The sequence below is a fragment of the Aliihoeflea sp. genome (assembly GCF_052435475.1).
Classification (GTDB): domain Bacteria; phylum Pseudomonadota; class Alphaproteobacteria; order Rhizobiales; family Rhizobiaceae; genus Aliihoeflea.
The window spans coordinates 32510-58522 of the sequence record NZ_JBQVMV010000014.1; the positions used below are offsets into that span (position 1 = coordinate 32510).

Here is a 26013-nt window from a genome sequence, read left to right on the forward strand (position 1 = left end):
GGCGCTGCGCGTCGCAGCGATCGGCTACGGATGGTGCCCCTGGCCGGGATCGAACCAGCACTCCTTGCGGAACTCGATTTTGAGTCGAGCGCGTCTACCAATTCCGCCACAGGGGCCCTGGAGCGGGGAGCGCTCCAAGATGGCTGCGGACTATACGGTCCGACCCGAACCCGTCAACCGGAATATCGGCCGCCCGCGACGGGGAAACGCATTGCGCCTGCGGCCGATTCGCTCTAGCTGTGCCCGGCCGAAACGGGGAACCCCATGCTTCGCAGACTCTACGACTGGACGATGTCGCTCGCGCGCACCCGCCACGCCGAAAAAGCCCTGGGCGGCGTGTCGTTCATCGAGAGCTCGTTCTTCCCGATCCCGCCCGACACGATCCTGATCCCGATGGTTCTGGCCGAGCGCCGGCGCTGGTTCCGCTATGCGGTGATCTGCACCGTCGCATCGGTTCTGGGCGCGCTTCTGGGCTATGCCATCGGCGCCTGGCTGTTCGAGGCGGTCGGCCGGCCGATCCTCGCCTTCTACGGCAAGGAGGATTCGTTCGGCCAGGTCGCTGCCTGGTACAATGAGTGGGGTGGCTGGGGCGTGCTCTTCGCCGCCGTCACGCCGTTCCCCTACAAGGTCCTGACCATCTTTTCGGGCGCGACGGGCCTCGATCTCGTGACGTTCATCGTCGTTTCGATCATCGGGCGCGGCCTGCGGTTCTTTTTCGTCGCCTGGCTGCTCTATCGCATCGGCGAGCCGATCCGGCTCTTCATCGAAAAGCATCTCGGCCTTCTCTTCACCCTGTTCATGGTGTTGCTGATCGGCGGCTTCGTCGCCGTGCGCTATATGTTCTGAGAGGACGCGAAATGGCCGTGAACGACCCGATCGGACGCTTCCAGCAGGCTGCGCTCGCACTGCTCGCCGTCGGCATGACGGTCACGGTCGGCACCGCGCTCGGCTTCCAGCATCTGGCCGGCTACATCCCCTGCAAGCTGTGCCTCGAACAGCGCACGCCCTACTATATCGGTGCCCCGATCATGATCGCGGGCCTCGTCGCCGCCTTCGCCAAGGCGCCGCCGCTTCTGGTGCGCGGCATCCTCCTCGCCGGCGCGCTGATCATGACATGGAGCCTTTATCTCGGTGTCTTCCATGCCGGCGTCGAGTGGGGCTGGTGGCTGGGACCGTCCGACTGCGGCGTGGTCGCGCCCGCCCCGACCGGCGGCAGCCTGCTCGACGCGCTGGACAGCGTCATCCCGCCCTCCTGCGACCAGGCCGCGGGGCGCTTCATCGGCCTTTCTTTCGCCGGATGGAACGCGGTCGCGAGCTTCGTTCTGGCCGGAATCGGCTATGTCGCGGCGTTCAGGAAGGCCTGATCCCGGCCGCGACGCGAAAATCAGTCAGGGCTGGGCGAAAATGGTGGCGTGCGAGAACCGGAGCGCAGCGTACCTCTGTACGTGAGCACCGGAAGCGCAGCACGACGCCATTTGCAGCCAGCGCTGGCGGATTTTCAGGGCTCCAGTTCGACATCCCAGTAGAGATAATCGATCCAGCTTTCGTGCAGATAGTTCGGCGGAAACAGCCGGCCATTGTTGTGGAGGTCGTGCACGGTGGGCTCGTAGGGCTTTTGTCGTGGCCACATCTTCGCTTCGCGCGGCAGCATCCCGCCCTTTCTGAGATTGCATGGCGAACAGGCCGCAACGACGTTGTCCCAGGTCGTGGCGCCGCCGCAGCGGCGCGGGGTGACGTGATCGAAGGTCAGATCCTCGTGCGTGCCGCAATATTGGCACTGGAAGCGATCGCGCAGGAAGACGTTGAAGCGGGTGAAGGCGGGATGGCGCGAAGGCTTCACGTAGCTCTTCAGGCACACCACGCTCGGCAGCTTCATCTGGAAGGAAGGCGAGGATACGGAATGCTCGTATTCGGCGACGATGTTCACGCGATCGAGGAACACGGCCTTGATCGCATCCTGCCAGGACCAGAGCGACAGCGGGTAATAGCTGAGCGGGCGGTAATCCGCGTTCAGCACCAGTGCGGGCAAGCCATCCGGCGAGACGGCAACCGTCAAGACCTGACCTCCTTCGAAGCGGCATCGATCGACACGGACAATGTAAGCCCGACGTGACAGGGATGTGAAGCGACTTGTTGACGCTGCGTCGCTTATCCCAAAGGCGTTTGCGGATCGGCCTCGGCAGGCGTCAGCATCGGCGCGGCGCTGCGCCCCATCGTGGCGTGGTGATAGGCCCAGAAGAGGCGCGCGGCGACCCCGCGCCACGGGCTCCAGAGTTCGGCGATTGCGTGGAGATCGCGCTCGTTCGGACGCTCGTCCATGCCGAAGGCGCGGCCGACTGCATTTTGCAGCGCGACGTCCTTGACCGGGAAGATGTCGGGATGGCCGGCGGAAAAGAGCAGATAGATCTGCGCCGTCCAGGGGCCGATTCCGGGCAGTACGGTGAGTTGGCCGATCGCCTCCTCGGCATCGAGCAGGCAGAGGGCCTCGAGGTCGATGGCGCCGGCATCGAGCGATTCGGCCAGCGCCAGGATCGCCCGCTGCTTGGGCCGCGATATGCCGGCTTCGCGCAGCATGTCCGGCCCGCCTTCGGCGACGGCGTGCGCCGTCAGCGGATCGGCAAGCGCCGTCAGCCTGCGCATCATCGCCTGCGCGCTGGCGCGCGAGACCTGCTGCGACACGATGATGGACACGAGGCTCGCAAAGCCGGGCTCGCTGCGCCTCAGCGTGACCTCTTCGGCAACCCGGATCACCTCGCCCAGCCGCGGATCGGCGGCGGCGAGCGCGCTCAATCCTTCGGCGATGTCGTCCAGCGTGTCGATGCGGCGCATGATATTTGTCCTTTGCGGCGAACAAGCGTAGCAATCGGCGCTGACCTTGCGCAACGATCATCGGCCCGAATGTCGCTTCCCGTCTTCCGCTTCGCGCCCAGCCCCAACGGGCCGCTCCATCTCGGCCACGCCTATTCCGCGCTTCTGAACCACGATCTGGCGCGGCAGATCGGTGGGCGGTTTCTCCTGCGCATCGAGGATATCGACCGGGAGCGCTGCCGGCCGCAATTCGAACGCGCGATCCGCTTCGATCTCGAATGGCTGGAGCTCGAATGGGAAGAGCCGGTGCGGCGCCAGTCCGATCATTTCGACGACTATCGCGCCGCGCTCGACCGACTGATCGAGGCCGAGCTCGTCTATCCCGCGTTTCTGTCGCGCGGCGACGTGCGCGCCTTCATCGCCGAGGAAGAGGCACAAGGGATGGACTGGCCGCGCGATCCTGACGGCGCGCCGCTCTATCCGACCATCGAGCGCCGGTTGTCTCGGCGCGAGCGCCAGGCGCGGATCGATGCGGGCGCTCCGTTTGCCTGGCGGCTCGACATCGACGCGGCGATGGATCAGGTTTCTGGCAGGCTCGACTGGCAGGAGCAGGGCGCGGGGCCGGCGGGCGAAACGGGCACGATCGCGGCAGACGTCCGCGCGTGGGGCGATTTCGTCATCGCGCGCAAGGATGTGCCGACGAGCTACCAGCTCTCGGTCGTCGTCGACGATGCGATCCAGGGCGTCAGCCATGTCGTGCGCGGGCGCGATCTGTTTCACGCGACGTCGGGCCAGCGATTGCTGCAGGAACTGCTCGGCCTGTCGGCGCCGGCCTATCTCCACCACGATTTGATCCTGGACGATGACGGGCGAAAACTCTCGAAAAGCCATTTCGATACGGGACTGGATGCCTTGCGCAGCGCCGGGCTGGAACCCCACGACATCCGCCGCATGGTCGGGCTCTAGCTAGAGGCGCAACCGGCTGCCGATCGCCTTCAGACCTGCCAGAACCGCGACCGTGATGAACGCGCCGCCGAGCCCGTAGGTGGTCGCGAGCCGCAGGTCGGCGAATGTGTGACCGACATGGTTGTAGAGCGCGATCGTCAGGAAGAAGCCGGCCACCAGCACGACCGTGTTGCCGATCGGCCCGAAACCGTCCGGCCCCATGATGGCGTCCATGCAAAGGCCGAGCAGGAACGACAGAATCGCGACGGATGCCAGCGCCAGGCACAGCCAGATGAAACTAAGATTCCAAAGCATGCGATATCCTTCCCCTCCAAGGGTCAAGGATGCGCCCCGTCTGCATTCACCCGCATCTGCCATGAAACTGCGCTTCAATTCTTTCGATTTGCTTGCGCGGGCCAACGCAATTAGAGCGGCTTCAACCTGTCCGCGAAAGTTTCCATGCCGCTCCTCATCCGCCTCGTCCCCGTCGTCTTCGTGCTGCTCTGGTCGACCGGCTTCATCGGCGCGCGATACGCGATGCCTTGGGCTGAGCCCTTCGCCTTCCTCGCGGTTCGCTTCGGCCTGACGATCCTCCTGCTCGCCTTGCTGCTCGCCGCGATAAGCTGGCGGGCGATGGATCGGCGGCAGGCGGTGCACGCGATGATCGCCGGCGCGCTGATCCACGGCGTCTATCTTGGCGGCGTTTTCTGGGCGATCCGCAACGGCATGCCGGCGGGACTTTCGGCGCTGATCGTCGGCCTGCAGCCGCTCGCGACCGCGATGCTGGCGGCGGCTTTTCTCGGCGAAAGGCTGACGGTGAAGCACTGGGCGGGCATGGCGCTCGGCCTTGCAGGCGTCGCCATCGTGCTGGCGCCCAAGCTCGGGGCGCTGGGCGGCGTGACCGCGGCGACGCTCGCATCGTCGATCCTCGCCATGCTGGCGATCAGCGCCGGGACCGTCTGGCAAAAGCGCTTCGTGGCGAGCGGCGACCTCGTCGTCGGCACGATCTGGCAATATGTCGGCGGCGTCGCGCTGATGCTCGTCGCGACCTTGGCGTTCGAGACGCAGACCTACCAGATGACCGGCGAACTGGTCTTCGCGATGGCCTGGCTGGTGCTCGTCCTCTCGCTCGGCGCGATCTTCCTCCTGATGTACCTCATCCGCGAGGGCGAGGTGGCGAAGGTGTCGTCGCTGTTCTTCCTCGTGCCCTCGGTGACGGCGCTCGTCGCCTGGGTGCTTTTCGACGAGACGCTCAATGCGGTGCAGATCGCCGGCATGGTGCTGACGACGATCGGCGTGGCGGTTGCCACGAAGAAAGTTCAGCCCGGAACGCGGGCGCGCGCCTCGAAATAGCGCTTCATCGCGGCGTTGAGCTCGCCGCCCATGATGAAGATCACCGAGACGATGTAGAGGAAGACCAGCGCGATCATGATCGAGGCGAGGCCGGCATAGGTCGTGGCATAGGACGAGAACTGCGAGAGGTAGTTCGCGAATGCCGTCGAGCCGATGACCCAGCCGATCAGCGTGAAGATGATGCCGGGCACGATGTCGACGAAGCGTCGCTTGCCGGCGGGCAGCCAGAAATGCACCGCGACGAGCCCGATCACGATGACCAGCGAGGCGACGATGAAGCGCCAGATCGTGATCGTGCCCATATAGGGCTCGAGCCACGGCACATGCTCCTGCGCGAGGTCGCCGATCAGCGGCGCGACGACGAGCAGCGCCGAGACGATGACGAATCCGACCGTCGCGATGAAGACGAAGGCGAGGCTTTGCAGGCGCAGCGTGAAGATCGAGCGCGTTTCGCTGACGCGGTAGGCGCGGTTGAGCGAGACGCGCAAAGCCTCGATGCCGTTGGAGGCGAAGAAGGCGGCGATGATGACGCCGATGGTCAGGAAATCGCCGCGCTGCACGGTCAGCACGCTCGTCACCTCGTAGGCGATCGGGGAGGCGATCTCCTCGGGCCAGGTGTCGAAGACGAGATGAACGGCGGTGTCCGCGAAGGCCTTGGCGCCGAGGAAGCTGGCGAGCGAGGTGGCGAAAATCAGGAATGGAAAAAGCGCGAGCAGAGCCGACAGGGCAAGATGGCTCGCCATCGCCCAGCCGTCGTCATTGTTGAAATGCCCGAGTGCATCACCCAGCACCCGCTTCGTCGCGACAACCTGTCGGATCATCGTCGGACCAGCAAAGACATCGACCAATCAAGCCTCGAAACGCGGTTTCGGTTCAGTTCAGGTACGGGTTTCGCCGTCCTGCGGTTTCACTCCTAGCGCGTCCCGCTTGCCCGAAACTCGACCCGGGTGAGGCAATCGGCCGCCGCCACTGGAAGATTGCGCAGGCGCGCTCCATAATGGTTGCCAACCACATGTCCAAATGCGCGCCGCGCAGTCCTCAACGTTTCGCGGCGCCTTTCTTTCCAGTCGGGAATATCGATGTCCACCGTCTTCAACGTCATAGCCGTCCTGTTCATGGTCGCGGTCGCCTTCGTGCTCGTGCGCGGGCTGATCAACATGATGCGCGGCGGTTCCGGCAACACGTCCAACAAACTGATGCAGGCGCGCATCGTCCTGCAGTTCCTCGCGCTCGTCTTCGTCATGCTGGCGCTCTATTTCTCGCGCCAGTCCGGAGGCTGACTTGGTCATTCTGAATCGCATCTACACCCGCACGGGCGATGACGGCACGACGGCGCTGGGTTCGGGCGAGCGCCGGCCGAAATTCGACCTGCGAGTCGCTTCCTACGGGACGGTCGACGAGGCCAATGCCTGCATCGGCATGGCGCGTGTCCACACGCAAGGCACGCATGGCGATATCGACGCCATGCTGGTGCGCATCCAGAACGACATGTTCGACCTCGGCGCCGATCTCGCCGCCCCCGACACCGGCGCGCCCCTGCCCTACGAGCCGCTGCGCATCGTCGCCTCGCAGGTCGCCCGCGTCGAGGCCGATATCGACGTCCTCAACAAGCGCCTCCAGCCGCTGCGCACCTTCGTCCTGCCGGGTGGGGCGCCCGCCGCGGCCGCGCTGCACCTCGCACGCACCGTGACGCGCCGGGCCGAACGGATGATGGTGGAGCTGTCGCGCATCGAGGGCGAGATCGTCGGCGCGGATGCGATCCGCTACATCAACCGCGTCTCCGACTTCCTCTTCGTAGCCGCCCGCGCCGTCAACGACGACGGCCGCGCCGACGTGTTGTGGGTGCCCGGCCAGAACCGCTGATGTTCATCCCGCTCCACGACGCCAACCGGCTCCGCTTCATCAAGGCGCAATATGTGACGGTCGGGCTGATCGCGGTGAACGTCATCGCCTATTTCTGGAGCGTGGCCGGCGGCTGGGAGGCGACGCAGGCGGCTGCCTATTCCTACGGATACATCCCCTCGGTCGCCTTTGACCATGTCGACCTGCCGCCCGAACTCGTCGTTCTTCCCGGCGAAGCGTCCTACGTCACCTACGCGTTCCTGCATGGCGACCTGCTCCATCTAGGCGGCAACATGCTGTTTCTGTGGGTCTTCGGCGACAATGTCGAGGACGCGATGGGACATTTGAAATTTCTCGCCTTCTATCTCGCCTGCGCCGTTGCCGGCGCACTTTTCCACGGCATGATGGCACCGATGTCGCAGGTTCCACTGATCGGCGCATCCGGTGCGGTGGCGGGCATCGTCTCGGCCTATCTGCTGCTGCATCCGCGCGTGAAGATCTGGGTGCTGGCCTTCGGCCGCCTGCCCCTGCGAATTCCGGCCTGGATCGTGCTGGCGCTGTGGATCGGCTTCCAGTTCGTCATGTTGGCGCTGGCCGGCGAGGACCAGATTTCCTGGGCGGCGCATATTGGCGGCATCATTGCGGGCGCGGTTCTGCTGGTCGTGCTGAAGCGCTCCGAAGTGCCGCTTCTCGACCGCCACATCGTCACGCCGCAGGCGGCGGTCGTCGCGCCGGCGCGTGCGGATGCGACGCGTTCGCGCGGTCCGTGGGATCGCTAGATTTCAACCGTTTTGAGCGCCCGGCGCTCTATTGACGCTCATTCCGCCACAAACTACGGTCCGCCGCGATTGTGCCGGGCAGCCCCGGAATGTCGATTTCTGACAAGCGGTGCAGCACGCATCCTGTTAGACGCAGACGCTACATCCAAGGGAAAGGTTTCAAGCGAATGAAAGTTCTGGTCCCCGTCAAGCGGGTGGTGGATTACAACGTCAAGATCCGCGTCAAGGCGGACGGCTCGGGCGTCGATCTTGCCAATGTGAAGATGTCGATGAACCCGTTCGACGAGATCGCGGTCGAAGAGGCGATCCGTCTCAAGGAAGCCGGCAAGGCCGAGGAGATCGTCGTCGTCTCCATCGGACCCCAGCAGGCCCAGGAAACGCTGCGCACCGCGCTCGCCATGGGTGCCGACCGCGCGATCCTCGTCAAGGTCGACGAGACCACCGAGGCGCTGACCGTCGCCAAGATCCTGAAGGGCGTCGTGGACGAAGAAAACCCCGGCCTCGTCATCCTCGGCAAGCAGGCGATCGACGACGACGCGAACCAGACCGGCCAGATGCTCGCCGCCCTACTCGGCTGGAGCCAGGCGACCTTCGCCTCCAAAATCGAGATCGATGGTGACAACGCCAAGGTGACGCGCGAGGTCGATGGCGGCCTGCAGACGATCCAAGCCAAGATGCCGGCGATCGTGACCACCGATCTGCGTTTGAACCAGCCGCGCTATGCTTCGCTGCCGAACATCATGAAGGCCAAGAAGAAGCCGCTCGACGAGAAGTCGGCCGCCGATTACGGCGTCGAGGTCAAGCCGCGCCTGAAGGTGCTGAAGACCGAGGAGCCGGCCGGCCGCAAGGCGGGCGTCAAGGTCAAGGACGTCGCCGAACTGGTGGCGAGCCTCAAATCCGCCGGCGTGCTTTAAACTCAAGGCAAAAGGAACAGACAAATGGCTATTCTTCTGATTGCCGAACACGACAACGCGACCCTTTCCGACCAGACCGCCAAAGCGCTTTCGGCGGCTTCCAAGATCGGCAGCGACGTCGACGTGCTGGTGGCGGGCAAGGGCGCGCAGGCTGCAGCCGATGCAGCAGGTAAGCTGGCCGGTGTTCGCAAGGTGCTTCTGGCCGAGGCCGACGAACTGGCCGAGCGCCTCGCCGAGCCCCTCGCGGCCCTCGTCGTCAAGCTCGCCGACGGCTACGACACGATCATCGCGCCGGCCACCACCATGGCCAAGAACGTGATGCCGCGCGTCGCCGCGCTCCTCGACGTGATGCAGCTTTCCGACATCGTCGAGGTCGTCTCCGCCGACACGTTCAAGCGCCCGATCTATGCCGGCAACGCGATCCAGACCGTGCAGTCGACCGACGCCAAGCGCGTGATCACCGTCCGCACCGCCTCGTTCCAGGTAGCCGGCGAAGGCGGCTCGGCTTCGGTCGAAAGCGTTTCGGCCGCCGACAATCCCGGTCTGTCGACATTCGTCGAGAACCGGATCGCCGCCTCCGATCGTCCCGAACTGACATCGGCGAAGATCATCATCTCGGGCGGGCGCGCATTGGGCTCTAAGGAAAAGTTCGAGGAGGTGATGCTGCCGATCGCCGACAAGCTCGGCGCAGCCGTCGGCGCCAGCCGCGCTGCCGTCGATGCCGGCTACGCGCCGAACGACTGGCAGGTGGGCCAGACCGGCAAGGTCGTGGCTCCGGAGCTCTACATCGCGGCGGGCATCTCCGGCGCGATCCAGCACCTGGCCGGCATGAAGGACTCCAAGGTCATCGTCGCCATCAACAAGGACGAAGAAGCGCCGATCTTCCAGGTCGCCGATTACGGCCTCGTCGGCGATCTTTTCACGGTGCTGCCGGAGCTTGAAAAGGCGCTCTGACGCGGACACCGCGAATTGTTGCAAATGAAAGCGGGCGGGACTGGACGAACCAGTCCCGCCCTTTTACTTTGCGCCGCAATATGAAGTGAAGACGCCGCGCTTGAAGGCGTCTCGACGGGATTACATCACGATGACGGGTACAATCAGGACGATCGGCGTGGTCGGCGCCGGCCAGATGGGCGGCGGCATCGCGCATGTCGCGGCGATCTCGGGCTACAAGGTCAAGGTCTACGACATTTCGTCCGAGCGGATCGAATCCGGCATCGCCACGATCAGCGGCAACCTCGCCCGGCAGGTTTCGTCCGGAAAGCTCGAAGAAAAAATCCGCCAGCAGGCGCTGTCGTCGATCGTGCCGGCCCCGGCGATCGAGGATATGGCCGACTGCGATCTCGTCATCGAGGCGGCAAGCGAAGACGAGACGATCAAGCGCAAGATCTACGCGCAGCTCTGTCCGCTCCTGAACCCCGAAGCGATCCTCGCGACCAACACTTCGTCGATCTCGATCACCCGCCTCGCCGCGCAGACCGACAGGCCCGAGCGCTTCATCGGTATCCACTTCATGAACCCGGTGCCGGTGATGAAGCTGGTCGAACTGGTGCGCGGCATCGCCACCGAGGATTCGACCTTCGAGGCCGCCCGCGGCTTCGTCGCCAGCCTCGACAAGACGATCACCGTCGCCGAGGATTTCCCGGCCTTCATCGTCAACCGCATCCTGCTCCCGATGATCAACGAGGCGATCTACACGCTTTATGAAGGCGTCGGTTCGGTCGAGGCGATCGACACGGCCATGAAGCTGGGCGCGAACCACCCGATGGGCCCGCTGCAGCTTGCCGATTTCATCGGGCTCGACACCTGCCTGTCGATCATGCAGGTGCTGCATGACGGCCTTGCCGATTCCAAGTATCGGCCCTGCCCGCTTCTGGTGAAATATGTCGAAGCCGGTTGGCTCGGCCGCAAGTCCGGGCGCGGATTCTATGACTATCGCGGCGAGCACCCAGTCCCAACCCGTTGATTGTTGCGCGTTTTCTAAATTATGGCAATTTTGCCACTTCGCCAGATTTCGGACGCGATCACGTCACAGTTTACTTCTGGTTGTGCAACTTTCGCGTACCCCTTCCGTTGCTGAACCGTCTCAACTGGAGGGCAATTTCATGAAGCGCATTCTCATCGGCCTGGCCGCAACATTCGCCGCAAGCTCGGCCATGGCGGCCGACGTCATCTACAACGAACCGGCCCCGATGCCGATGGACGTGGTTTCCGGCATGAGCTGGGCCGGCTTCTACGCGGGTATCCAGGCAGGTTACGGCTTCGGTTCGACCGGCCAAATCCAGCTTGATCCGTTCACCAACCCGGCTCTGATCGCAGCATTCACGCCGCTCGGCGCACCGGACGGCTCCAGCCTGGCCGCGAACGGCGACTTCGATGACGGTTTCGTTGGCGGCGTCCATGTCGGTTATGACTGGCAGTCGGGCAACATCGTCTACGGTGCGGTGCTCGACATCAGCTACACCGACATCGGCGACGAGCAGCGCGCCTTCTCGCGTTCGCCGGCCGAATACGTGATCTCGCGCGATCTCGACTATCTGGCGACCCTGCGTGGCCGTCTCGGCTACGCCTTCAACGAAAACTTCCTCGGCTATGTGACGGGTGGCGTGGCCTATGGCGACGTCGACTTTAGCTATCGTCAGGGTGCCGCGTCGCCCGGCACGCCCACCACTTTCGGCGGCCAGGACAACGATTTCGGCTACACGGTCGGCGGCGGTGTCGAAGCGCGCGTGACGCAGAACTGGTCCGTTGGCCTCGAATATCTCTACACCAATCTGGGTGGCAACGACTTCGGCGCCAATCTCGTCAACACGACGGCCGGCGTCGGTCCGTTCGGCGATGCGGGAACCGCTGGGACGAACCTCACCGGAACCGATGGCGACTTCGACTTCCACACGATCAATGCGAAGCTGACCTACCGCTTCTGATCGTTCCTAAACGAATGCAGAAAAGGCCGGCTCTCAGCCGGCCTTTTTCATGTTCGCATCCGCGCCGGCCTCGACCCGGTTTCGCCCGAGCCGCTTCGCCTCGTAGAGGCGCTGGTCGGCGAGCGAAAAGAGATCGCGGAACTTGGCGCTGCCCGAAAACGCTGTGCATCCGACGCTGATCGTCAGGCGATGGTGCGATCCGTCGATGTCGAGCGGGGCGGATGCGACCGCCTGGCGGATGCGCTCGGCGATCCGCACCGCCTGCGCCGGCGCGACGCCGCCGAGCAGCACCGCGAACTCCTCGCCGCCCATGCGGCCGACGAGATCGCCCTGGCGTACGCAGCTTCTGATCACCGACGCGATGCGGATGAGGGCGAGGTCGCCCTGGTGGTGGCCGTAGAGATCGTTGACCTGCTTGAAGTGATCGGCGTCGATGACGAGCAGCGCGCCTTGCGCGCCTGCGTCGCCCTGGTCGAGATGACGCTCGACATTCGCCACCAGCGCCCGGCGGTTGAGGCATTTCGTCAGATGATCGGTCGAGGCAAGCTCGGCGAGCTGGTGGTTGGCGCTCGCGAGCTCCCGGAGCTTCAGCGTCAGGTAGAAGAACAGCGGCCCGGCGAGGATGATCGGCAGCACGGTCGCGCTGATCAGCCCCTGCCGCAGCGCGAGCGCATCCATATGCCGGAAGGCGAGCCAGTTCCAGGCGAGCGAGATCGCGAGGCAACCGACCGTACCCAGGATCGTCCAGCGGGCGAGCATCACCGCGCCACGGCGCGAAATCCTGGGCGGTGCGGCAGTGGCCATGGCGGTTCGTGTCAAGCCGGACCTCCTCCAACGTCAGCTTTTCGCGGATATTGGCCGCGAGCGATGAACATTCGGTTAGACTTGGCCCGAACTTTTGCTCCAGCCGGCGCGATCGACGTTAACCGGGTGCGAAAATCCAGATTCTCCAGGCTTTACAAACCGAAACGCAGGTTGGAATATCGCCGCCAATCCGGGCTCATTCAGATCCGGGCGAACGTAAAACTCAGGAACACTCTCCAAAGGGAGGCATATCATATGTCCAATTTCCGCAAGATCTTCGCCGCTTCGGTGGCTGGCGCCGCGCTTCTTGCCGCTGGTGCCGCTTCCGCGCAGGAAGAGATCAATGTCGGCATCATTCTCGGCTTCACCGGCCCGCTGGAAAGCATCACGCCGGGCATGGCCGCCAGCGCCGAGCTCGCCTTCAATGAAGTCAACGAGAGCGGCCTTCTGCTCGACGGTGCGACGCTGAAGCCGGTCCGCGCGGACTCGACCTGCATCGACAACGCCGCCGCGACGGCCGCCGCCGAACGCCTCGTCACCACCGACAACGTCGCCGCGATCATGGGCGCCGACTGCTCGGGCGTGACGATCGGCATCGCCAACGGCGTCGCCGTGCCGAACGGCCTCGTCATGGTCTCGCCCTCGGCCACCTCGCCGGCGCTCTCGACCATCGAGGACAACGACTACTTCTTCCGCACCGCGCCTTCCGATGCGCGCCAGGGTGAAGTGCTGACGGAAGTCCTGACCTCGCAGGACATCACCTCGGTCGCCGTTTCCTACACCAACAACGACTACGGCAAGGGCTTCTCCGACGCCTTCGTCGCCGCCTTCGAGGCGGCCGGCGGCTCGGTCACGATCGCAGCCCCGCATGACGACGGCAAGGGCGACTACTCGGCCGAAGTCGGCGCACTCGCCGCTGCCGGCGGCGACGTTCTCGTCGTCCTCGGCTATGTCGACCAGGGCGGCGTCGGCATCATCCGCTCGGCGGTCGACACCGGCGCGTTCGATCGCTTCGCGCTCGGCGACGGCATGTACGGCCAGAGCCTGATCGACGCCATCGGCGACGACCTCGAAGGCACGATCGGCGTTCTGCCGGGCGCCGAAGGCGAAGGCTCGGAGATGTTCGCGACCATCGCGGGCGAAGCCGACATCGACCCGACCAGCTCCTACACCGGTGAAAGCTACGACGCCGGCGCGCTGATCGCACTCGCCATCCAGAAGGCCGGCTCCGCCGACCGCACCGCCATCCGGGACGCGCTTCTCGAAGTCGCCAACGGCCCCGGCGAGCCGATCCTTCCGGGTGAACTGGCCAAGGGCCTGCAGATCCTCAAGGACGGCGGCGATGTCGACTATGTCGGCGTCACCAATGTCGAGCTGATCGGCCCCGGCGAAGCCGCTGGCACCTACCGCGAATACGTCGTCGAAGGCGGCGAGTTCAAGACGGTCGGCTATCGCTGATCTGACGGCGGTCGTGTAAGATTATGGCCCGGCGACGACCTCGCCGGGCCATTTTCGTTCAAAATGGTCGCACCCACGGGTGTGTTTGGGTCGCGCACTCGACTTTTACGTTTGCACTCGCTATTGGCGCTCCCACGAATTGCGGGGCGTCAGGCCGTGGCCCTGCAGATCCGACGAGGAGAGGCGTCAGGAACCGAGGCGACAGCCGGAGCGCATGCGCGCTGCAAGGCTCGCCCCGCGGATGCGAGCCCCTCTCACGACGGCACAATCAAGAAAAACCTCGGCCGAGGGGAATTGCATGATCAAGGTAGACGATCTGCATATGCACTTTGGAGGCATCAAGGCGGTCGATGGCGCAAGCATCGAAATCGCCAAGGGCTCCATCACGGGCCTGATCGGCCCGAATGGCGCCGGCAAGACGACGCTCTTCAACGTGATCGCAGGCCATTACAAACCCACCTCCGGAAAGGTCTGGCTCGACGGCCAGGACATCACCGGAATGCCGCCGCACGAGCTCTTCCACATGGGGCTTCTGCGCACCTTCCAGATCGCCCACGAATTCTCGACGCTGACGGTGCGCGAAAACCTGATGATGGTGCCGCCCGCGCAGCCCGGCGAGACGCTGGTCGATGTGTGGCTGCGCCCCTCCAAGGTGCGCGAGCGCGAGGCCGAGGTTCGAAAGCGCGCCGACGAGGTGATCGAGTTTCTCGAAATCAGCCACGTCGCCGACGAACTTGCCGGAAACCTCTCAGGCGGCCAGAAGAAGCTTCTGGAACTCGGCCGCACCATGATGGTCGACGCCAAGATCGTGTTCCTCGACGAGGTCGGCGCGGGCGTCAACCGCACGCTCCTGAACACGCTGGGCGACGCCATCGTGCGGCTCAACAAGGAGCGCGGCTACACGTTCTGCATGATCGAGCACGACATGGACTTCATCGGCCGCCTCTGCGACCCGGTGATCGTCATGGCCGAGGGCCGCGTGCTGGTCGAGGGCAAGGTCGACGAGGTCAAGGCCAACGAGCAGGTCATCGAGGCCTATCTCGGCACCGGCCTCAAGCAACGGCCGCCCAAGGCGAAGCAGGGAGGTGCCGCATGAGCTTCCTCATCGGCGAGAACATGACCGGCGGCTACGGCGGCGCGGACATTCTCCACTCCTGCACCATCGCCGTCGACAAGGGCGAAATCGCAGTCATCGTCGGCCCCAACGGTGCTGGCAAGTCGACCGCGATGAAGGCGATGTTCGGGATGCTGGGACTGCGCGAGGGCCAGGTGCGCCTCGGTGAAAAGGACATCACCAAGCTTTCGCCGCAGGACCGCGTCGTGGCCGGCATGGGCTTCGTGCCGCAGACCTCGAACGTCTTCGTCACGATGACCGTCCAGGAAAACCTGGAAATGGGCGCCTATATCCGCAAGGACGACTTTTCCGACACGATGGCGCAGGTCTTCGACCTGTTCCCGATCCTGAAGGAAAAGCGCAGGCAGCCGGCCGGCGAACTGTCGGGCGGCCAGCGCCAGCAGGTGGCCGTCGGCCGCGCACTGATGACGCAGCCCTCCGTGCTGATGCTCGACGAGCCGACGGCCGGCGTTTCGCCGATCGTCATGGACGAACTCTTCGACCGCATTCTCGACGTTGCCGCCACCGGCATCGCCGTGATGATGGTCGAGCAGAACGCGCGCCAGGCGCTCGCCATCGCCGATCGCGGCTATGTGCTCGTCCAGGGCCGAAACCGCTTCACCGACACCGGCGAAGCCCTTCTCGCCAATCCCGAGGTTCGCGCCTCGTTCCTGGGAGGTTGACGATGGACTTTCTCAACGCCCTCGTCATGTTTGCCAACTTCGTGTTCCTGCCGGGCCTCGCCTATGGCGCGCAGCTCGCGCTCGGCGCGCTCGGCATCACGCTGGTCTTCGGCATCCTGCGCTTCTCCAACTTCGCCCATGGCGACCTGATGGCGTTCGGCACCATGATCACCATTCTGGTGACCTGGTGGCTGATCTCGATGGGGGTCACGCTCGGGCCGTTGCCGACGGCGCTGCTGGCGCTCCCCATTGGCATCATCGGCGCCGTCATCATGGCGCTGATCATCGACCGGACGGTCTTCCGCTTCTATCGCCAGCAGCGATCCGCATCGATCGTGCTGGTCATGGCGTCGGTCGGCGTCATGTTCATCCTCAACGGCATCGTCCGCCTCATCATCGGGCCGAACGAGCAGCGTTTCGCCGATGGCGAGCGCTTCCTGATCACCGTCCGCGAGTTCCGCGAGTGGACGGGGCTTGCGGAGGGGCTGGCGATCCGCCTGCCGGTCGCGATCACCGTCATCGTGGCGGTCGTCGTGGTCGTCGCATTGTTCTGGTTCCTCACCTATTCGCGCACCGGCAAGGCCATGCGCGCCTATTCGGACAATGAGGATCTGGCGCTGCTCTCGGGCATCGATCCCGACAAGGTGGTTCGCGTCACCTGGGTGATCGCGGCGGCGCTGGCAACGATCGCCGGCGTGCTCTACGGCCTCGACAAAAGCTTCCGCCCCTTCACCTATTTCCAGCTCCTGCTGCCGATGTTCGCGGCCGCCATCGTCGGCGGCATCGGACAACCGATCGGCGCCATCGCCGGCGGGTTCGTCGTCGCCTTCTCGGAGGTGACGCTGACCTATGCCTACAAGCGGGTGCTCGAATATATGGGCTTTGCGCCCGACGGGCTGGTCCAGCTTCTGTCGACCGAATACAAGTTCGCGATTTCCTTCGTGATCCTCGTCATCGTCCTGTTGATTAGACCGACGGGCATTTTCCGGGGGAGAGTGCTGTGAGCAATCGAAACCGCATCATCGTCCTTTATTCGATCATGGCGGGCCTGTTGCTGCTCGTCGGCTTCGGGCAGAGCTGGACGCTCAGCCTCACGATCCTCAATCTGTGCCTGATCTCGGCGATCATGGCGCTGGGCGTGAACATCCAGTGGGGCTATGCCGGCCTCTTCAATGTCGGCATCATGGGCTTTGCGGCGCTCGGCGGCCTCGCCGGCATCGTCGTCTCCATGCCGCCCGTTCCCGGCGCATGGGAGGCAGGCGGGACGGGCATCGGCCTGACGATCGTCGCGCTGGTCGGCACGGTCGGCCTGATCGTCCTTGCCCGCAAGAACATCCACGGCAAAAAGGGCAATTTCGTCGCGATCCTGATCGCGGTGGCAGGCTATTTCGTCATCCGTCATTTCTTCGATCCGGCCGTCGCCGCGATCGAGGGCTATGATGCGGCCCGCACCGGCTATCTGGGCGGCCTCGGCCTGCCGATCGTCTTCTCCTGGCTCGTCGGCGGCGTCTTTGCCGCGGGCGCGGCCTGGATGGTGGGCAAGATCGCGCTCGGACTCCGCGCCGACTACCTCGCGATCGCCACGCTCGGCATTTCGGAGATCATCATCGCCGTCCTGCGCAACGAGGAATGGCTGACCCGCGGCGTCAAGAACGTCTCGGGCCTGCCGCGCCCCGTCGCCTACGAGGTGCAATTGCAGCAGGCACCGTGGTTCCTCGACCTGGCGACGACGCTGAACCTGAACCCGATCTTCGCCTCGGCGCTTTATGTGCGGCTCTCCTACGCGATCCTGTTCGCCATCGTGCTGATCATCATCATGTTTCTGGCCGAGCGCGCGCTCAATTCGCCCTGGGGCCGCATGATGCGCGCGATCCGCGACAATCGCGACGCGGCCGAAGCGATGGGCAAGGACGTGACCCGGCGCCATCTCCAGGTCTTCATCCTCGGCTCGGCGGTGGTCGGCATCGCCGGCGCCATGCTGACGACGCTTGACGGCCAGTTCACGCCCGGCCAGTACCAGCCGCTGCGCTTCACCTTCCTGATCTGGGTGATGGTGATCGTCGGCGGCTCCGGCAACAATTGGGGCGCGGTGCTGGGCGGCTTCCTGATCTGGTTCGTCTGGGTCGAGGCCGAACCGGTCGGCGGCTGGGTGATGTCGGTCCTGACCTCGGGCATGGACGCCTCGAACCCGGTTCGGGCGCAACTCGTCGACGCCGCACCCTATATGCGGCCGCTGATGATGGGCCTGATCCTGCTCCTGTGCCTGCGCTTCAGCCCGCGCGGGCTGATCCCCGAGCGCATATCCCGGGCAAGGCACTGAAACTGAAAAAGGGCGCCGCGAGGCGCCCTTTTGCTCATGTGCTCCCTCACGCGTCATCCCGACCGAAATCGAGCGAAACGAGATGAGAGCCGGGACCCATTCCGTGAGGTCGACGGCACGGAATGGGTCCCGGATTCGACGCAACGCTGACGCGCTGCGCCGCTCCGGGATGACCCCCGAGGGGGTTACATCGCTGCTTCAATCAGCCTCTTGGCATCCTCGCTCGCCCATTCGGCCGGGCCGTTCATGTGGCCGAGGAGGCAGCCCTCAGCATCGACGAGCAGCGTCACCGGCAGGCCGACGGCGAGGTTGCGCCGTTTCAGATCGTTGAAGAGACCGAGCGTGTTGTCGCGATAGTAGGCAAGACGGTCGACGCCGGTCTCCTCGAGGAACGCCTTGGGCTTGGTGTCATCGCCGGTGTCGATGTTGACCGCGACGACTTCGAAATCCTCGCCGCCCAACTCGGCCTGGAGTTGGTTGAGCGCCGGCATTTCCTCGCGGCACGGTGCGCACCATGTCGCCCAGAGATTGACCAGCGTCACCTTGCCGAGATCAGAAAGCCGCATCGGCTGGCCGTTCGGATCATTGAACGCGATGTCCGAGACGAGGCGCGGCGGATCGGCCGGCAGCATCGCCGCCACCTCGCCGGTGATCAGCGGGTCGATGGCAGCGACCGCCTCGGTCTTCGCCTTGCAGGCGGCGATGGCCTCAGGGTCGGGCGCGGCGCCCGCCACCATCGGCGCATTGTTGCCAGAGGGGCCGCCCATCACGTATACGCCGAGCGCACCGGCAAGAACGCCGGCGACGGCCGCGATCCCGATCAGCCGGCCCGCCGGAAGGTTCGATTTGCCATCAGTCATATGTCTATCTCCGGGGATTCGGATATCACGATGAGCGAAAAGAAGGCTAGCAACCAGATGTGGGGCGGACGATTTGCCTCGGGTCCCGCCGCCATCATGGAAGCGATCAACGCCTCGATCGGCTTCGACAGGAAGCTGTACGCGCAGGATATCCGCGGCTCGCTCGCGCAGGCCGACATGCTGGCCGAAACCGGCATCATTTCGGCCGCTGACCGCGACAAGATCGCGCAAGGGCTGAACCAGATCCTCGGCGAGATCAAGGCCGGCACGTTCGAATTCTCCGCCCGGCTCGAAGACATCCACATGAATGTCGAGGCGCGGCTCGCCGACCTGATCGGCCCGGCCGCCGGACGGCTCCACACCGCGCGCTCGCGCAACGACCAGGTGGCGACGGATTTCCGCCTCTGGGTCAAGGAAGAGCTGCAGCGCACAGACGCAGCGCTCGTCGGCCTGATCGAGACGTTCCTGAGGCGTGCGGAAGAGCACGCCGCGACCGTCATGCCCGGCTTCACCCATCTTCAGACCGCCCAGCCGGTCACCTTCGGCCATCACTGCATGGCCTATGTCGAGATGTTCGGCCGCGATCTGTCGCGCGTGCGCGACGCGATCGAACGCATGGACGAGAGCCCGCTCGGCGCGGCCGCGCTGGCCGGCACCGGCTTTCCGATCGACCGCGCGATGACGGCGAAGGCGCTCGGCTTCCGCGAGCCGACGCGCAACTCGATCGACACCGTGTCCGACCGCGACTTCGCGCTCGAATTCCTCTCCACTGCCTCGATCTGCGCGACGCATCTGTCGCGGCTCGCCGAAGAGATCGTCATCTGGTCGACGCCGCAATTCGGCTTCGTGCGCCTGTCGGACCAGTTCTCGACCGGTTCCTCGATCATGCCGCAGAAGAAGAACCCGGACGCCGCCGAACTCATCCGCGCCAAGACCGGCCGCATCAACGGCCACATGATCGCGCTCCTGACGGTGATGAAGGGCCTGCCGCTCGCCTATTCCAAGGACATGCAGGAAGACAAGGAGGCCGTCTTCGACGCGGCCGAGACGCTCGACCTGATGATCGCGGCGATGACCGGAATGATCGCCGACATGACGATCCAGACCGCGGCGATGAAGAAGGCCGCCGGCGCCGGTTACTCGACCGCCACCGACCTTGCCGACTGGCTGGTGCGCGAGGCGGGCCTGCCCTTCCGCGAGGCGCATCACGTCACCGGCCGCGCCGTGGCGCTCGCCGAAAGCCGCAAGGTGACGCTCGACCGGCTGACCATCGACGAGCTCAAATCGATCGACGAGCGCATCACCGACGGCATCTTCCAGGTGCTCTCCGTTCAGGCCTCGGTGAAGAGCCGCACCTCCTTCGGCGGCACCGCCCCGGAGGAAGTGCGCCGCCAGATCCGCTACTGGACGAAGCGCCTGAAACAGGATGCAACGAAGCGCAAAAGCCGCTAAAGACGAAACTCAAATCGCATCGATCCGGACGGGCTTCATGGCATCTGGCAGACTTTTCGTATCCGTCGCGCTCCTGACGGCCATCGCCATGAGCGTCGCCGCCTGCGGGCGGCGCGGGCCGCTCGACACGCCTTACGAGGCCGCAGTCGAGGCGCGTCAGGAAGCGATCGACAACGATGTGAGCCCCGTGCCACCGCAGCCCGAACGGCCTGTCCGCGATCGTCCGTTCATCCTCGACAGCCTCCTTTAGACAGCCGCGCCCGTGAACCATTTCGAACACAGGAACGGCGTCCTCCACGCCGAAGAAGTCTCGCTGCTCGACATCGCGGCGGAAGTCGGCACGCCCTTCTACTGCTATTCGACCGCGACGCTGGAACGCCACTACACCGTCTTCGCAAACGCCTTCGCCGACATGGACGCGCTCGTCTGCTACGCGATGAAGGCGAACTCCAACCAGGCGGTTCTGAAGACGCTGGCAAAGCTCGGCGCCGGCGCCGACGTCGTCTCCGAAGGCGAATTGCGCCGCGCGCTCGCCGCGGGCATTCCGGCCGAGAAGATCGTCTTTTCAGGCGTCGGCAAGACCGCGCGCGAGATGGACTTCGCGCTTCAGGCCGGCATCCACTGCTTCAACGTCGAATCCGAACCCGAGCTGGAACTTCTGTCGGAACGCGCGCAGGCGGCGGGCAAGGTCGCGCCGATCTCGCTGCGCATCAACCCCGACGTCGATGCAAAGACCCACAAGAAGATTTCGACCGGCAAGGCCGAGAACAAGTTCGGTATCGCGCTCGCGCGGGCAAGCGAGGCCTACGCGCGCGCGGCCGCGTTGCCGGGGCTCAAGATCGTCGGCGTCGACACCCATATCGGCAGCCAGATCACCGAATTGCAGCCCTTCGACGATGCCATCGCGCTGATGGTCGAACTCGTCGGCCAGTTGCAGGCGGACGGCCATGCGATCGAGCATATCGATGTCGGCGGCGGGCTCGGCATTCCCTACCGGATCGACAACGCCCCGCCGCCGCTGCCAGACGCCTATGCCGAGATGGTACGCCGCCGGCTGAAGCCGCTCGGCCTCAAGGTGATCTTCGAGCCCGGCCGGCTGATCGCCGGCAATGCCGGCATTCTGGTCAGCCAGGTCGTCCATCTGAAGGAAGGCGACGCCAAGAACTTCCTGATCGTCGATGCGGCGATGAACGATCTGATCCGCCCGACGCTCTACGACGCCTTCCACGACATCCGCCCGGTGGTCGAACAACCGGTGGACGCGCCGCGCATGAATGTCGACATCGTCGGCCCGGTCTGCGAGACGGGGGATTATCTGGGTCATGACCGCGACTTGCCGAAGATGAAGGCGGGCGACCTGATCTGCGTGTCGACTGCGGGTGCCTATGGCGCCGTGCAGGCGGGCACCTACAACACGCGCCTCCTCGTGCCCGAAGTGCTGGTGTCCGGCGACCGATTCCACGTCGTTCGCCCGCGCCCGACCTATGACGAACTAATCGGCCTCGATTCAATCCCCGACTGGCTCTGAACGACCCGCGGGCCGGTTTCACGATTTGGTGGCCGGCCTCGCCTTCGCCGCGTTTGCTGTTATCCTGACACCGATACCGCCAGGAACGCGGATGAAGCGGACGGCTGATGGCCATTGACCTCAAACGACTAAGCGATTTTCTCAAGAGCGGCCCGATCGTCGGCCTGCGTCGCACCCGCGTCTCGACACGCGCGTCGATGCTCGTCGAGCGTCTGTGGCCCCTCCTGCTGCCGCTCTGCGTCGTTGTCTCGCTGTTCGTCAGCCTGTCGTGGCTCGGCGTCTTCCGCATTCTGCCGGACTGGCCGCGGCTCGGGCTCGTCGCATCGTTCGCGGTGGTGGCTCTTGTCGCAATGTGGCCGCTACGGCTGTTCCGCAATCCGACCGCCGCTGAGATCGATCGTCGGATCGAGACGTCCAACGCGCTGCGGCATGCGCCGCTGCGCAGCCAGGACGACAAGCTTGCCGGCAGGGACGACCCGTTTGCCGCTGCCCTCTGGCAGGAACATCGCAGGCGTCTCGCCGGCGACCTGAAGGGCCTGAAGGGCGAACTTCCGCGCACCGGCATTCCCGATCGCGACCCCTGGGCGTTGCGCGCCGTCGCGCCGCTTCTCTTCGTGGTCGCCTTCGCTTTCTCGCTTGGGCCGGGCGGCGGTTCGCTGACGGACGGTTTCCGGGCTGCTGCAGGTCCTCAAATCATCCCACCGCGCATCGACGCCTGGGTGACGCCGCCGGCCTATACCGGCAAGGCGCCGCTCTACATGACCGCCGACGCCAACCGGGCGCAGAGCCTCTTCACCGTTCCAGAAGGCTCTATCGTCGCCGTGCGTGTGACCGGCGGCACCGGCGCCGAGGCGCTGAGCTATCTCGACGCGCACACCGCCGAGGAAACGGCCTTTGAGCCCACTGCGCCGACGGCGCCGGTCACCGCATCGAGCCGGGCAGGCGCAGCGCAGGCGGTGAGCCAGTTTTCCGGTCCCCTCGCGGCCGACGGGCTTTTGTCGCTGCGCCGGGACGCGGAAGGCGAGGAGATCGTCAACTGGTCGTTCACCGTCACCCCCGACGCAGCCCCCCAGATCCGATTTGCCGAGGAGCCGACGCGGGCCGTCAACGGCGCACTCCAACTGACCTATGAAATCGAGGACGACTACGGCACCGTTTCGGCGCAGGCCCTGTTCGCGCCTGCCGATCCGGCACCGGGCGCGCGCCCGCTCTATGATGCGCCGGAAATGCGCCTCACCCTGCCCCGCCGGCGCGGCGACGAGATCGTCGCGCGTACCTCGCGCGACCTGACCGAGCATCCGTGGGCGGGAACGCTTGTCGACCTGACGCTGGAAGCCGAGGACGGCGCAGGCCAGACGGGGCTGAGCGACGTCGAGCGCTTCACCCTGCCCGAACGCCCCTTCACCAACCCGCTCGCTTTGGCGCTGGTCGAACAGCGCCAGCTTCTCGCGCTCGACGCGAATGCCAGGCAGCGCGTGCTCGATCTGATGGACGCGATCACTCTCCGGCCCGAGGACACGATCCCCGAACTGACGCACTATCTGGGCATCGTTGCCGCGCGGGCGCGTCTCGACGAGGCGTCGAGCGATGACCAGTTGCGCGGCGTCGTCGATTATCTTTGGGAGATCGCGGTCACAATCGAGGACGGCTCGCTGACCGACGCCGAACGTCGCCTGCGCATGGCTCAGGAAGCATTGCGCAAGGCGCTGGAGGAAGGCGCTTCGGACGAGGAGATCGAGCAGCTTATGGCCGAATTGCGCGAGGCGATGCAGGAATTCCTGCGCGAATTCGCCGAACGCGCCATGCAGAATCCCGAGCAGGCCATGCCCATGCCCCAGAACGGGCAGGAAATGCGCCAGAGCGACCTCGAACGGATGATGGACCAGATCGAGGAACTGGCGAAGTCCGGCGCGCGCGACGAGGCGCAGCAACTGCTTTCGCAGCTTCAGGACATGATGAACAATCTGCAGGCCGGCCGCCAGCAACAGCAGCAGGGCGGCGAGCAGAGCGAGATGCGCCAGCAGATGGATCAGCTCGGCGAGATCATGCGCCGCCAGCAGGAGCTGATGAACGAGACGTTCCAGATGCAGCAAGGCCAGCAGGGTCAGCAGCAGCCGGGTCAGCAGGGGGAGCAGGGCGAAGGCGGCCAGATGTCGCCCGAAGACTTTGCCGAGGCGATGCGCCAGTTGCAGGAGGGCCAGGGCCAGCTCCGGCAGGACCTCGAAGCGATGATGGAAGCGCTCGAAGGCATGGGCATGGAGCCTGGCGAAGGCTTTTCCGAGTCCGGCGAGGCGATGGGCCAGGCAGGCGAATCGCTTGGCGAAGGCCAGGGCGAGAGGGCCGTCGGCGAACAGGGCCAGGCGCTCGAAGCGCTGCGCCGCGGCGCGCAGGACATGATGCAGCAGATGCAGCAGGCGATGGAAGGCGAAGGCGGCGGCCAGCAGCCCGGCGGGCGCAGCCGTCAGGGCGCCGACCGCGATCCGCTCGGTCGCCCCCGCGCGACGACCGGACCCGATTTCGGCGACACGGTGCGCGTGCCCGACGAGATCGACGTCCAGCGGGCGCGTCGCATCCTGGAGGCGATCCGCGAGCGGCTGGGCAACGCGCTCAGCCCGGAACTGGAGCGCGACTACCTCGAACGGCTGCTGGAAATGCGCTGAATCAGTGCGTCAGCGCGCGCGACACCGCCGATCGGATGTCGGCGAGCGTGAACGGCTTGTCGACAACATCGATCACCACCTGTTCGAGATCGCTCGCGCGCTCGCGCTGGTCGGCAAAGCCGGTCATCAACAGGATGCGCAGCGAGGGGAACGAGGCCTTCGCTTCCTTCGCCATCTCGATGCCGTCCATAGCCGGCATGCGGATGTCGGAGAGGATCAGATCGAAACCGCCCGCGTCGCGCGTGATGATCTCCAGTCCTTCCATGCCGTCCTCCGCCATCTCGACCTGATGGCCGTCGACGGAAAGCGCCCGCGCTGTGAAGGTGCGCACCGAGGCATCGTCCTCGACGACGAGAATGCGCTTCATTCGGCATCTCCCTTGACTACGCCCACGAAGGGCAGTTCGCGAAATGCGTGCGCGACGTCCATGCCGTAGCCGACGACGAAATAGTCCGGGCATTCGAAGCCGGTGAAATCGGCGTCGAGGTCGGTCTGGCGGCGCATCGTCTTGTCGAGGAGGACGGCGATCGACACGCTCTTGGCGCCGCGCGACAGCATCAGTTCGCGCGTGAATTTCAGCGTCTTGCCCGATTCGAGAATGTCGTCGATCAGGAGAACGTCGCGCCCGGCGACCTCGTTGTCGATGTCGCGCAGGACGCGCACTTCGCCGCTGGTCGTGCCCGCGCCATAGCTGGAGATGAAGATGAACTCGACTTCCGGCGATAGGCCGGTGTCGTGCATCGCGCGGATCAGGTCCGCCGCGAAGATGAACGAGCCCTTGAGAATGGAGATCACCAGGAGATCGTCATAGTGACGCTCGGCGATCTCCTTGGCGAGTTCCAGATTGCGCCGCGCGATCGCGGAGGCGGAGTAGAGAACTTCGATATCCTTGCCGCGGACGACGGGCATTAGCGGCTTCCTTCCTGAAAAGTGATCGTTACCGACGCGACGCCGTTTCGGGGCGCGTCGAGGCGGCTTGAAAACGCGTGGGCCTGCCCGGGCGCCAATACGGCCTGATTCGTCGCCAGATGATAGCGCAGCGTCGGCCCGTCGGTCTCGGCGACCGAGATGACGATGGAGGGCAGCGCCAGCGCCTCCCTGCCATTGTTGCGCGCCGCGCCGTCGACGACGAGAAAGGCGCGCCCTTCGCGCCGCTCGATGCGGCTCGCGACGCCTTCGATCTGCAACGCCTGCGCCGGCGAATTGCGGATCGTCTCGGCGAGCGGATCGAGCACCATGCGATGGCCGCCCGCGACCCAGAATACGAGGAAGGTGGAGAGCAGGACCGTCGACCAGAAGAGAACTGGACCGGCCTTGGCGCGGCTGTGCTCATGCGCGCCGAACCCTGAAAAGCGCCGCGCCGGTGGGACCGGATCGTTCGGGGATGCGTGCGGCGGATCGGCGCGCTTGGGCGCTTCGGCGGGCATGACCTCGCCCGCGACGAGCCTTGGCTGATCGGGAACGCCCTGCATCTGCGCGTTCATCTCCTGCGACATTGATCCGACCGGCTTTAAGCGCAAATGGTTAAGGCTTCGCTCGGGGACCCTGCATGCCGGAGGATTCTTA

The 26013-nt window shown here is 65.1% G+C and carries 29 protein-coding genes and 1 tRNA gene; 20 read left to right on the forward strand and 10 right to left on the reverse strand.

Annotated features, from left to right (window positions below; translation table 11 throughout):
- Positions 1 to 31: 31 nt before the first annotated feature.
- Positions 32 to 116: transfer RNA gene (locus tag ACT6QU_RS14960), tRNA-Leu, on the reverse strand.
- Between the two features lie 148 nt (positions 117 to 264).
- On the opposite strand from ACT6QU_RS14960, the gene ACT6QU_RS14965 reads away from it, so the two are divergent.
- Both ACT6QU_RS14965 and ACT6QU_RS14970 read left to right on the forward strand, forming a co-directional pair.
- On the forward strand, positions 265 to 846 hold the full coding sequence (locus ACT6QU_RS14965; protein ID WP_444564355.1) for a YqaA family protein: 582 nt from the start codon (positions 265 to 267) through the stop codon (positions 844 to 846).
- An 11-nt stretch (positions 847 to 857) separates the two neighbouring features.
- Positions 858 to 1364, forward strand: coding sequence for a disulfide bond formation protein B (locus ACT6QU_RS14970; protein ID WP_444564356.1), 507 nt, complete (start codon positions 858 to 860; stop codon positions 1362 to 1364).
- Between the two features lie 134 nt (positions 1365 to 1498).
- Here the strand turns inward: ACT6QU_RS14970 and ACT6QU_RS14975 are convergent, their stop codons facing one another.
- Together ACT6QU_RS14975 and ACT6QU_RS14980 are read right to left on the reverse strand one after the other, a co-directional pair.
- Entirely contained in the window at positions 1499 to 2056 is a 558-nt protein-coding gene (locus tag ACT6QU_RS14975; RefSeq protein ID WP_444564357.1) for an HNH endonuclease, read from the reverse strand.
- 92 nt (positions 2057 to 2148) lie between these two features.
- On the reverse strand, positions 2149 to 2829 hold the full coding sequence (locus ACT6QU_RS14980; protein WP_444564358.1) for a DNA-3-methyladenine glycosylase family protein: 681 nt from the start codon (positions 2827 to 2829) through the stop codon (positions 2149 to 2151).
- 69 nt (positions 2830 to 2898) lie between these two features.
- Here ACT6QU_RS14980 and gluQRS point away from each other — a divergent pair, with 69 nt between their 5' ends.
- A complete protein-coding gene (gluQRS, locus tag ACT6QU_RS14985) occupies positions 2899 to 3774 on the forward strand; it encodes a tRNA glutamyl-Q(34) synthetase GluQRS (protein ID WP_444564359.1) in 876 nt (291 codons plus the stop codon).
- Here gluQRS and ACT6QU_RS14990 read toward each other — a convergent pair whose 3' ends face one another.
- Positions 3775 to 4068 carry a hypothetical protein gene (locus tag ACT6QU_RS14990; RefSeq protein WP_444564360.1) on the reverse strand — a complete coding sequence of 98 codons (294 nt, stop codon included), beginning with the start codon at positions 4066 to 4068 and terminating at the stop codon, positions 3775 to 3777. It abuts the gene before it with no gap.
- A gap of 144 nt (positions 4069 to 4212) precedes the next feature.
- Between ACT6QU_RS14990 and ACT6QU_RS14995 the strand changes: the two genes are divergently transcribed.
- On the forward strand, positions 4213 to 5106 hold the full coding sequence (locus tag ACT6QU_RS14995) for a DMT family transporter (RefSeq protein WP_444564361.1): 894 nt from the start codon (positions 4213 to 4215) through the stop codon (positions 5104 to 5106).
- On the opposite strand, the gene ACT6QU_RS15000 is transcribed toward ACT6QU_RS14995, so the two are convergent.
- Positions 5073 to 5927 (reverse strand): YihY/virulence factor BrkB family protein, encoded by an 855-nt coding sequence (locus ACT6QU_RS15000; protein WP_444564362.1) that lies wholly within the window; start codon positions 5925 to 5927, stop codon positions 5073 to 5075. The genes ACT6QU_RS14995 and ACT6QU_RS15000 overlap by 34 nt on opposite strands.
- Before the next feature lie 258 nt (positions 5928 to 6185).
- On the opposite strand from ACT6QU_RS15000, the gene ACT6QU_RS15005 reads away from it, so the two are divergent.
- From ACT6QU_RS15005 to ACT6QU_RS15035, 7 genes are all read left to right on the forward strand, one after another.
- The gene (locus ACT6QU_RS15005; RefSeq protein ID WP_444564363.1) at positions 6186 to 6386 is read left to right on the forward strand and encodes a twin transmembrane helix small protein; all 201 of its coding nucleotides are present in this window, start codon (positions 6186 to 6188) and stop codon (positions 6384 to 6386) included.
- 1 nt (position 6387) lies between these two features.
- Positions 6388 to 6969 (forward strand): cob(I)yrinic acid a,c-diamide adenosyltransferase, encoded by a 582-nt coding sequence (locus ACT6QU_RS15010; protein ID WP_444564364.1) that lies wholly within the window; start codon positions 6388 to 6390, stop codon positions 6967 to 6969.
- A complete protein-coding gene (locus ACT6QU_RS15015) occupies positions 6969 to 7727 on the forward strand; it encodes a rhomboid family intramembrane serine protease (protein ID WP_444564365.1) in 759 nt (252 codons plus the stop codon). Before ACT6QU_RS15010 ends, ACT6QU_RS15015 begins: the two co-directional genes overlap by 1 nt.
- 167 nt (positions 7728 to 7894) lie before the next feature.
- On the forward strand, positions 7895 to 8641 hold the full coding sequence (locus ACT6QU_RS15020; RefSeq protein WP_444564366.1) for an electron transfer flavoprotein subunit beta/FixA family protein: 747 nt from the start codon (positions 7895 to 7897) through the stop codon (positions 8639 to 8641).
- Between the two features lie 24 nt (positions 8642 to 8665).
- The gene (locus ACT6QU_RS15025; RefSeq protein WP_444564367.1) at positions 8666 to 9595 is read left to right on the forward strand and encodes an electron transfer flavoprotein subunit alpha/FixB family protein; all 930 of its coding nucleotides are present in this window, start codon (positions 8666 to 8668) and stop codon (positions 9593 to 9595) included.
- A gap of 130 nt (positions 9596 to 9725) precedes the next feature.
- Positions 9726 to 10607, forward strand: coding sequence for a 3-hydroxybutyryl-CoA dehydrogenase (locus ACT6QU_RS15030; RefSeq protein ID WP_444564368.1), 882 nt, complete (start codon positions 9726 to 9728; stop codon positions 10605 to 10607).
- 139 nt (positions 10608 to 10746) lie between these two features.
- On the forward strand, positions 10747 to 11568 hold the full coding sequence (locus ACT6QU_RS15035; RefSeq protein WP_444564369.1) for an outer membrane protein: 822 nt from the start codon (positions 10747 to 10749) through the stop codon (positions 11566 to 11568).
- Positions 11569 to 11601: 33 nt separating this feature from the next.
- Here ACT6QU_RS15035 and ACT6QU_RS15040 read toward each other — a convergent pair whose 3' ends face one another.
- Complete coding sequence (locus tag ACT6QU_RS15040) at positions 11602 to 12387, reverse strand: GGDEF domain-containing protein (RefSeq protein ID WP_444564370.1); 786 nt, start codon at positions 12385 to 12387, stop codon at positions 11602 to 11604.
- 240 nt (positions 12388 to 12627) lie between these two features.
- Here ACT6QU_RS15040 and ACT6QU_RS15045 point away from each other — a divergent pair, with 240 nt between their 5' ends.
- From ACT6QU_RS15045 to ACT6QU_RS15065, 5 genes are all read left to right on the forward strand, one after another.
- On the forward strand, positions 12628 to 13830 hold the full coding sequence (locus ACT6QU_RS15045) for an ABC transporter substrate-binding protein (protein ID WP_444564371.1): 1203 nt from the start codon (positions 12628 to 12630) through the stop codon (positions 13828 to 13830).
- A gap of 298 nt (positions 13831 to 14128) precedes the next feature.
- Positions 14129 to 14926 (forward strand): ABC transporter ATP-binding protein, encoded by a 798-nt coding sequence (locus tag ACT6QU_RS15050; protein ID WP_444564372.1) that lies wholly within the window; start codon positions 14129 to 14131, stop codon positions 14924 to 14926.
- Complete coding sequence (locus ACT6QU_RS15055; protein ID WP_024587029.1) at positions 14923 to 15627, forward strand: ABC transporter ATP-binding protein; 705 nt, start codon at positions 14923 to 14925, stop codon at positions 15625 to 15627. The genes ACT6QU_RS15050 and ACT6QU_RS15055 overlap by 4 nt, the downstream gene beginning before the upstream one ends.
- A 2-nt stretch (positions 15628 to 15629) precedes the next feature.
- Positions 15630 to 16631: a branched-chain amino acid ABC transporter permease gene (locus tag ACT6QU_RS15060; RefSeq protein WP_444564373.1), complete on the forward strand. Its 1002-nt coding sequence runs from the start codon at positions 15630 to 15632 to the stop codon at positions 16629 to 16631.
- A complete protein-coding gene (locus ACT6QU_RS15065; protein WP_444836691.1) occupies positions 16628 to 17947 on the forward strand; it encodes a branched-chain amino acid ABC transporter permease in 1320 nt (439 codons plus the stop codon). Before ACT6QU_RS15060 ends, ACT6QU_RS15065 begins: the two co-directional genes overlap by 4 nt.
- Before the next feature lie 185 nt (positions 17948 to 18132).
- On the opposite strand, the gene tlpA is transcribed toward ACT6QU_RS15065, so the two are convergent.
- Positions 18133 to 18807 (reverse strand): thiol:disulfide interchange protein TlpA, encoded by a 675-nt coding sequence (gene tlpA, locus ACT6QU_RS15070; protein ID WP_444564375.1) that lies wholly within the window; start codon positions 18805 to 18807, stop codon positions 18133 to 18135.
- A 30-nt stretch (positions 18808 to 18837) separates the two neighbouring features.
- Between tlpA and argH the strand changes: the two genes are divergently transcribed.
- The 4 genes from argH (at position 18838) to ACT6QU_RS15090 (ending at position 24447) form a co-directional block, all read left to right on the forward strand.
- Positions 18838 to 20259, forward strand: coding sequence for an argininosuccinate lyase (gene argH, locus ACT6QU_RS15075; RefSeq protein WP_444564376.1), 1422 nt, complete (start codon positions 18838 to 18840; stop codon positions 20257 to 20259).
- Positions 20260 to 20296: 37 nt separating this feature from the next.
- A complete protein-coding gene (gene lptM / locus ACT6QU_RS15080) occupies positions 20297 to 20509 on the forward strand; it encodes an LPS translocon maturation chaperone LptM (RefSeq protein ID WP_024587033.1) in 213 nt (70 codons plus the stop codon).
- A gap of 12 nt (positions 20510 to 20521) precedes the next feature.
- A complete protein-coding gene (lysA, locus tag ACT6QU_RS15085) occupies positions 20522 to 21787 on the forward strand; it encodes a diaminopimelate decarboxylase (RefSeq protein ID WP_444836692.1) in 1266 nt (421 codons plus the stop codon).
- Positions 21788 to 21894: 107 nt separating this feature from the next.
- A complete protein-coding gene (locus ACT6QU_RS15090) occupies positions 21895 to 24447 on the forward strand; it encodes a TIGR02302 family protein (RefSeq protein WP_444564378.1) in 2553 nt (850 codons plus the stop codon).
- 1 nt (position 24448) lies between these two features.
- Here ACT6QU_RS15090 and ACT6QU_RS15095 read toward each other — a convergent pair whose 3' ends face one another.
- From ACT6QU_RS15095 to ACT6QU_RS15105, 3 genes are read right to left on the reverse strand one after another with little or no spacing between them, the layout of a single operon-like run.
- Entirely contained in the window at positions 24449 to 24814 is a 366-nt protein-coding gene (locus ACT6QU_RS15095; protein ID WP_024587036.1) for a response regulator, read from the reverse strand.
- Positions 24811 to 25356 carry a hypoxanthine phosphoribosyltransferase gene (gene hpt, locus ACT6QU_RS15100; protein ID WP_444564379.1) on the reverse strand — a complete coding sequence of 182 codons (546 nt, stop codon included), beginning with the start codon at positions 25354 to 25356 and terminating at the stop codon, positions 24811 to 24813. The genes ACT6QU_RS15095 and hpt overlap by 4 nt, the downstream gene beginning before the upstream one ends.
- Positions 25356 to 25943: a hypothetical protein gene (locus ACT6QU_RS15105; RefSeq protein WP_444564380.1), complete on the reverse strand. Its 588-nt coding sequence runs from the start codon at positions 25941 to 25943 to the stop codon at positions 25356 to 25358. The genes hpt and ACT6QU_RS15105 overlap by 1 nt, the downstream gene beginning before the upstream one ends.
- Between the last annotated feature and the right edge of the window lie 70 nt (positions 25944 to 26013).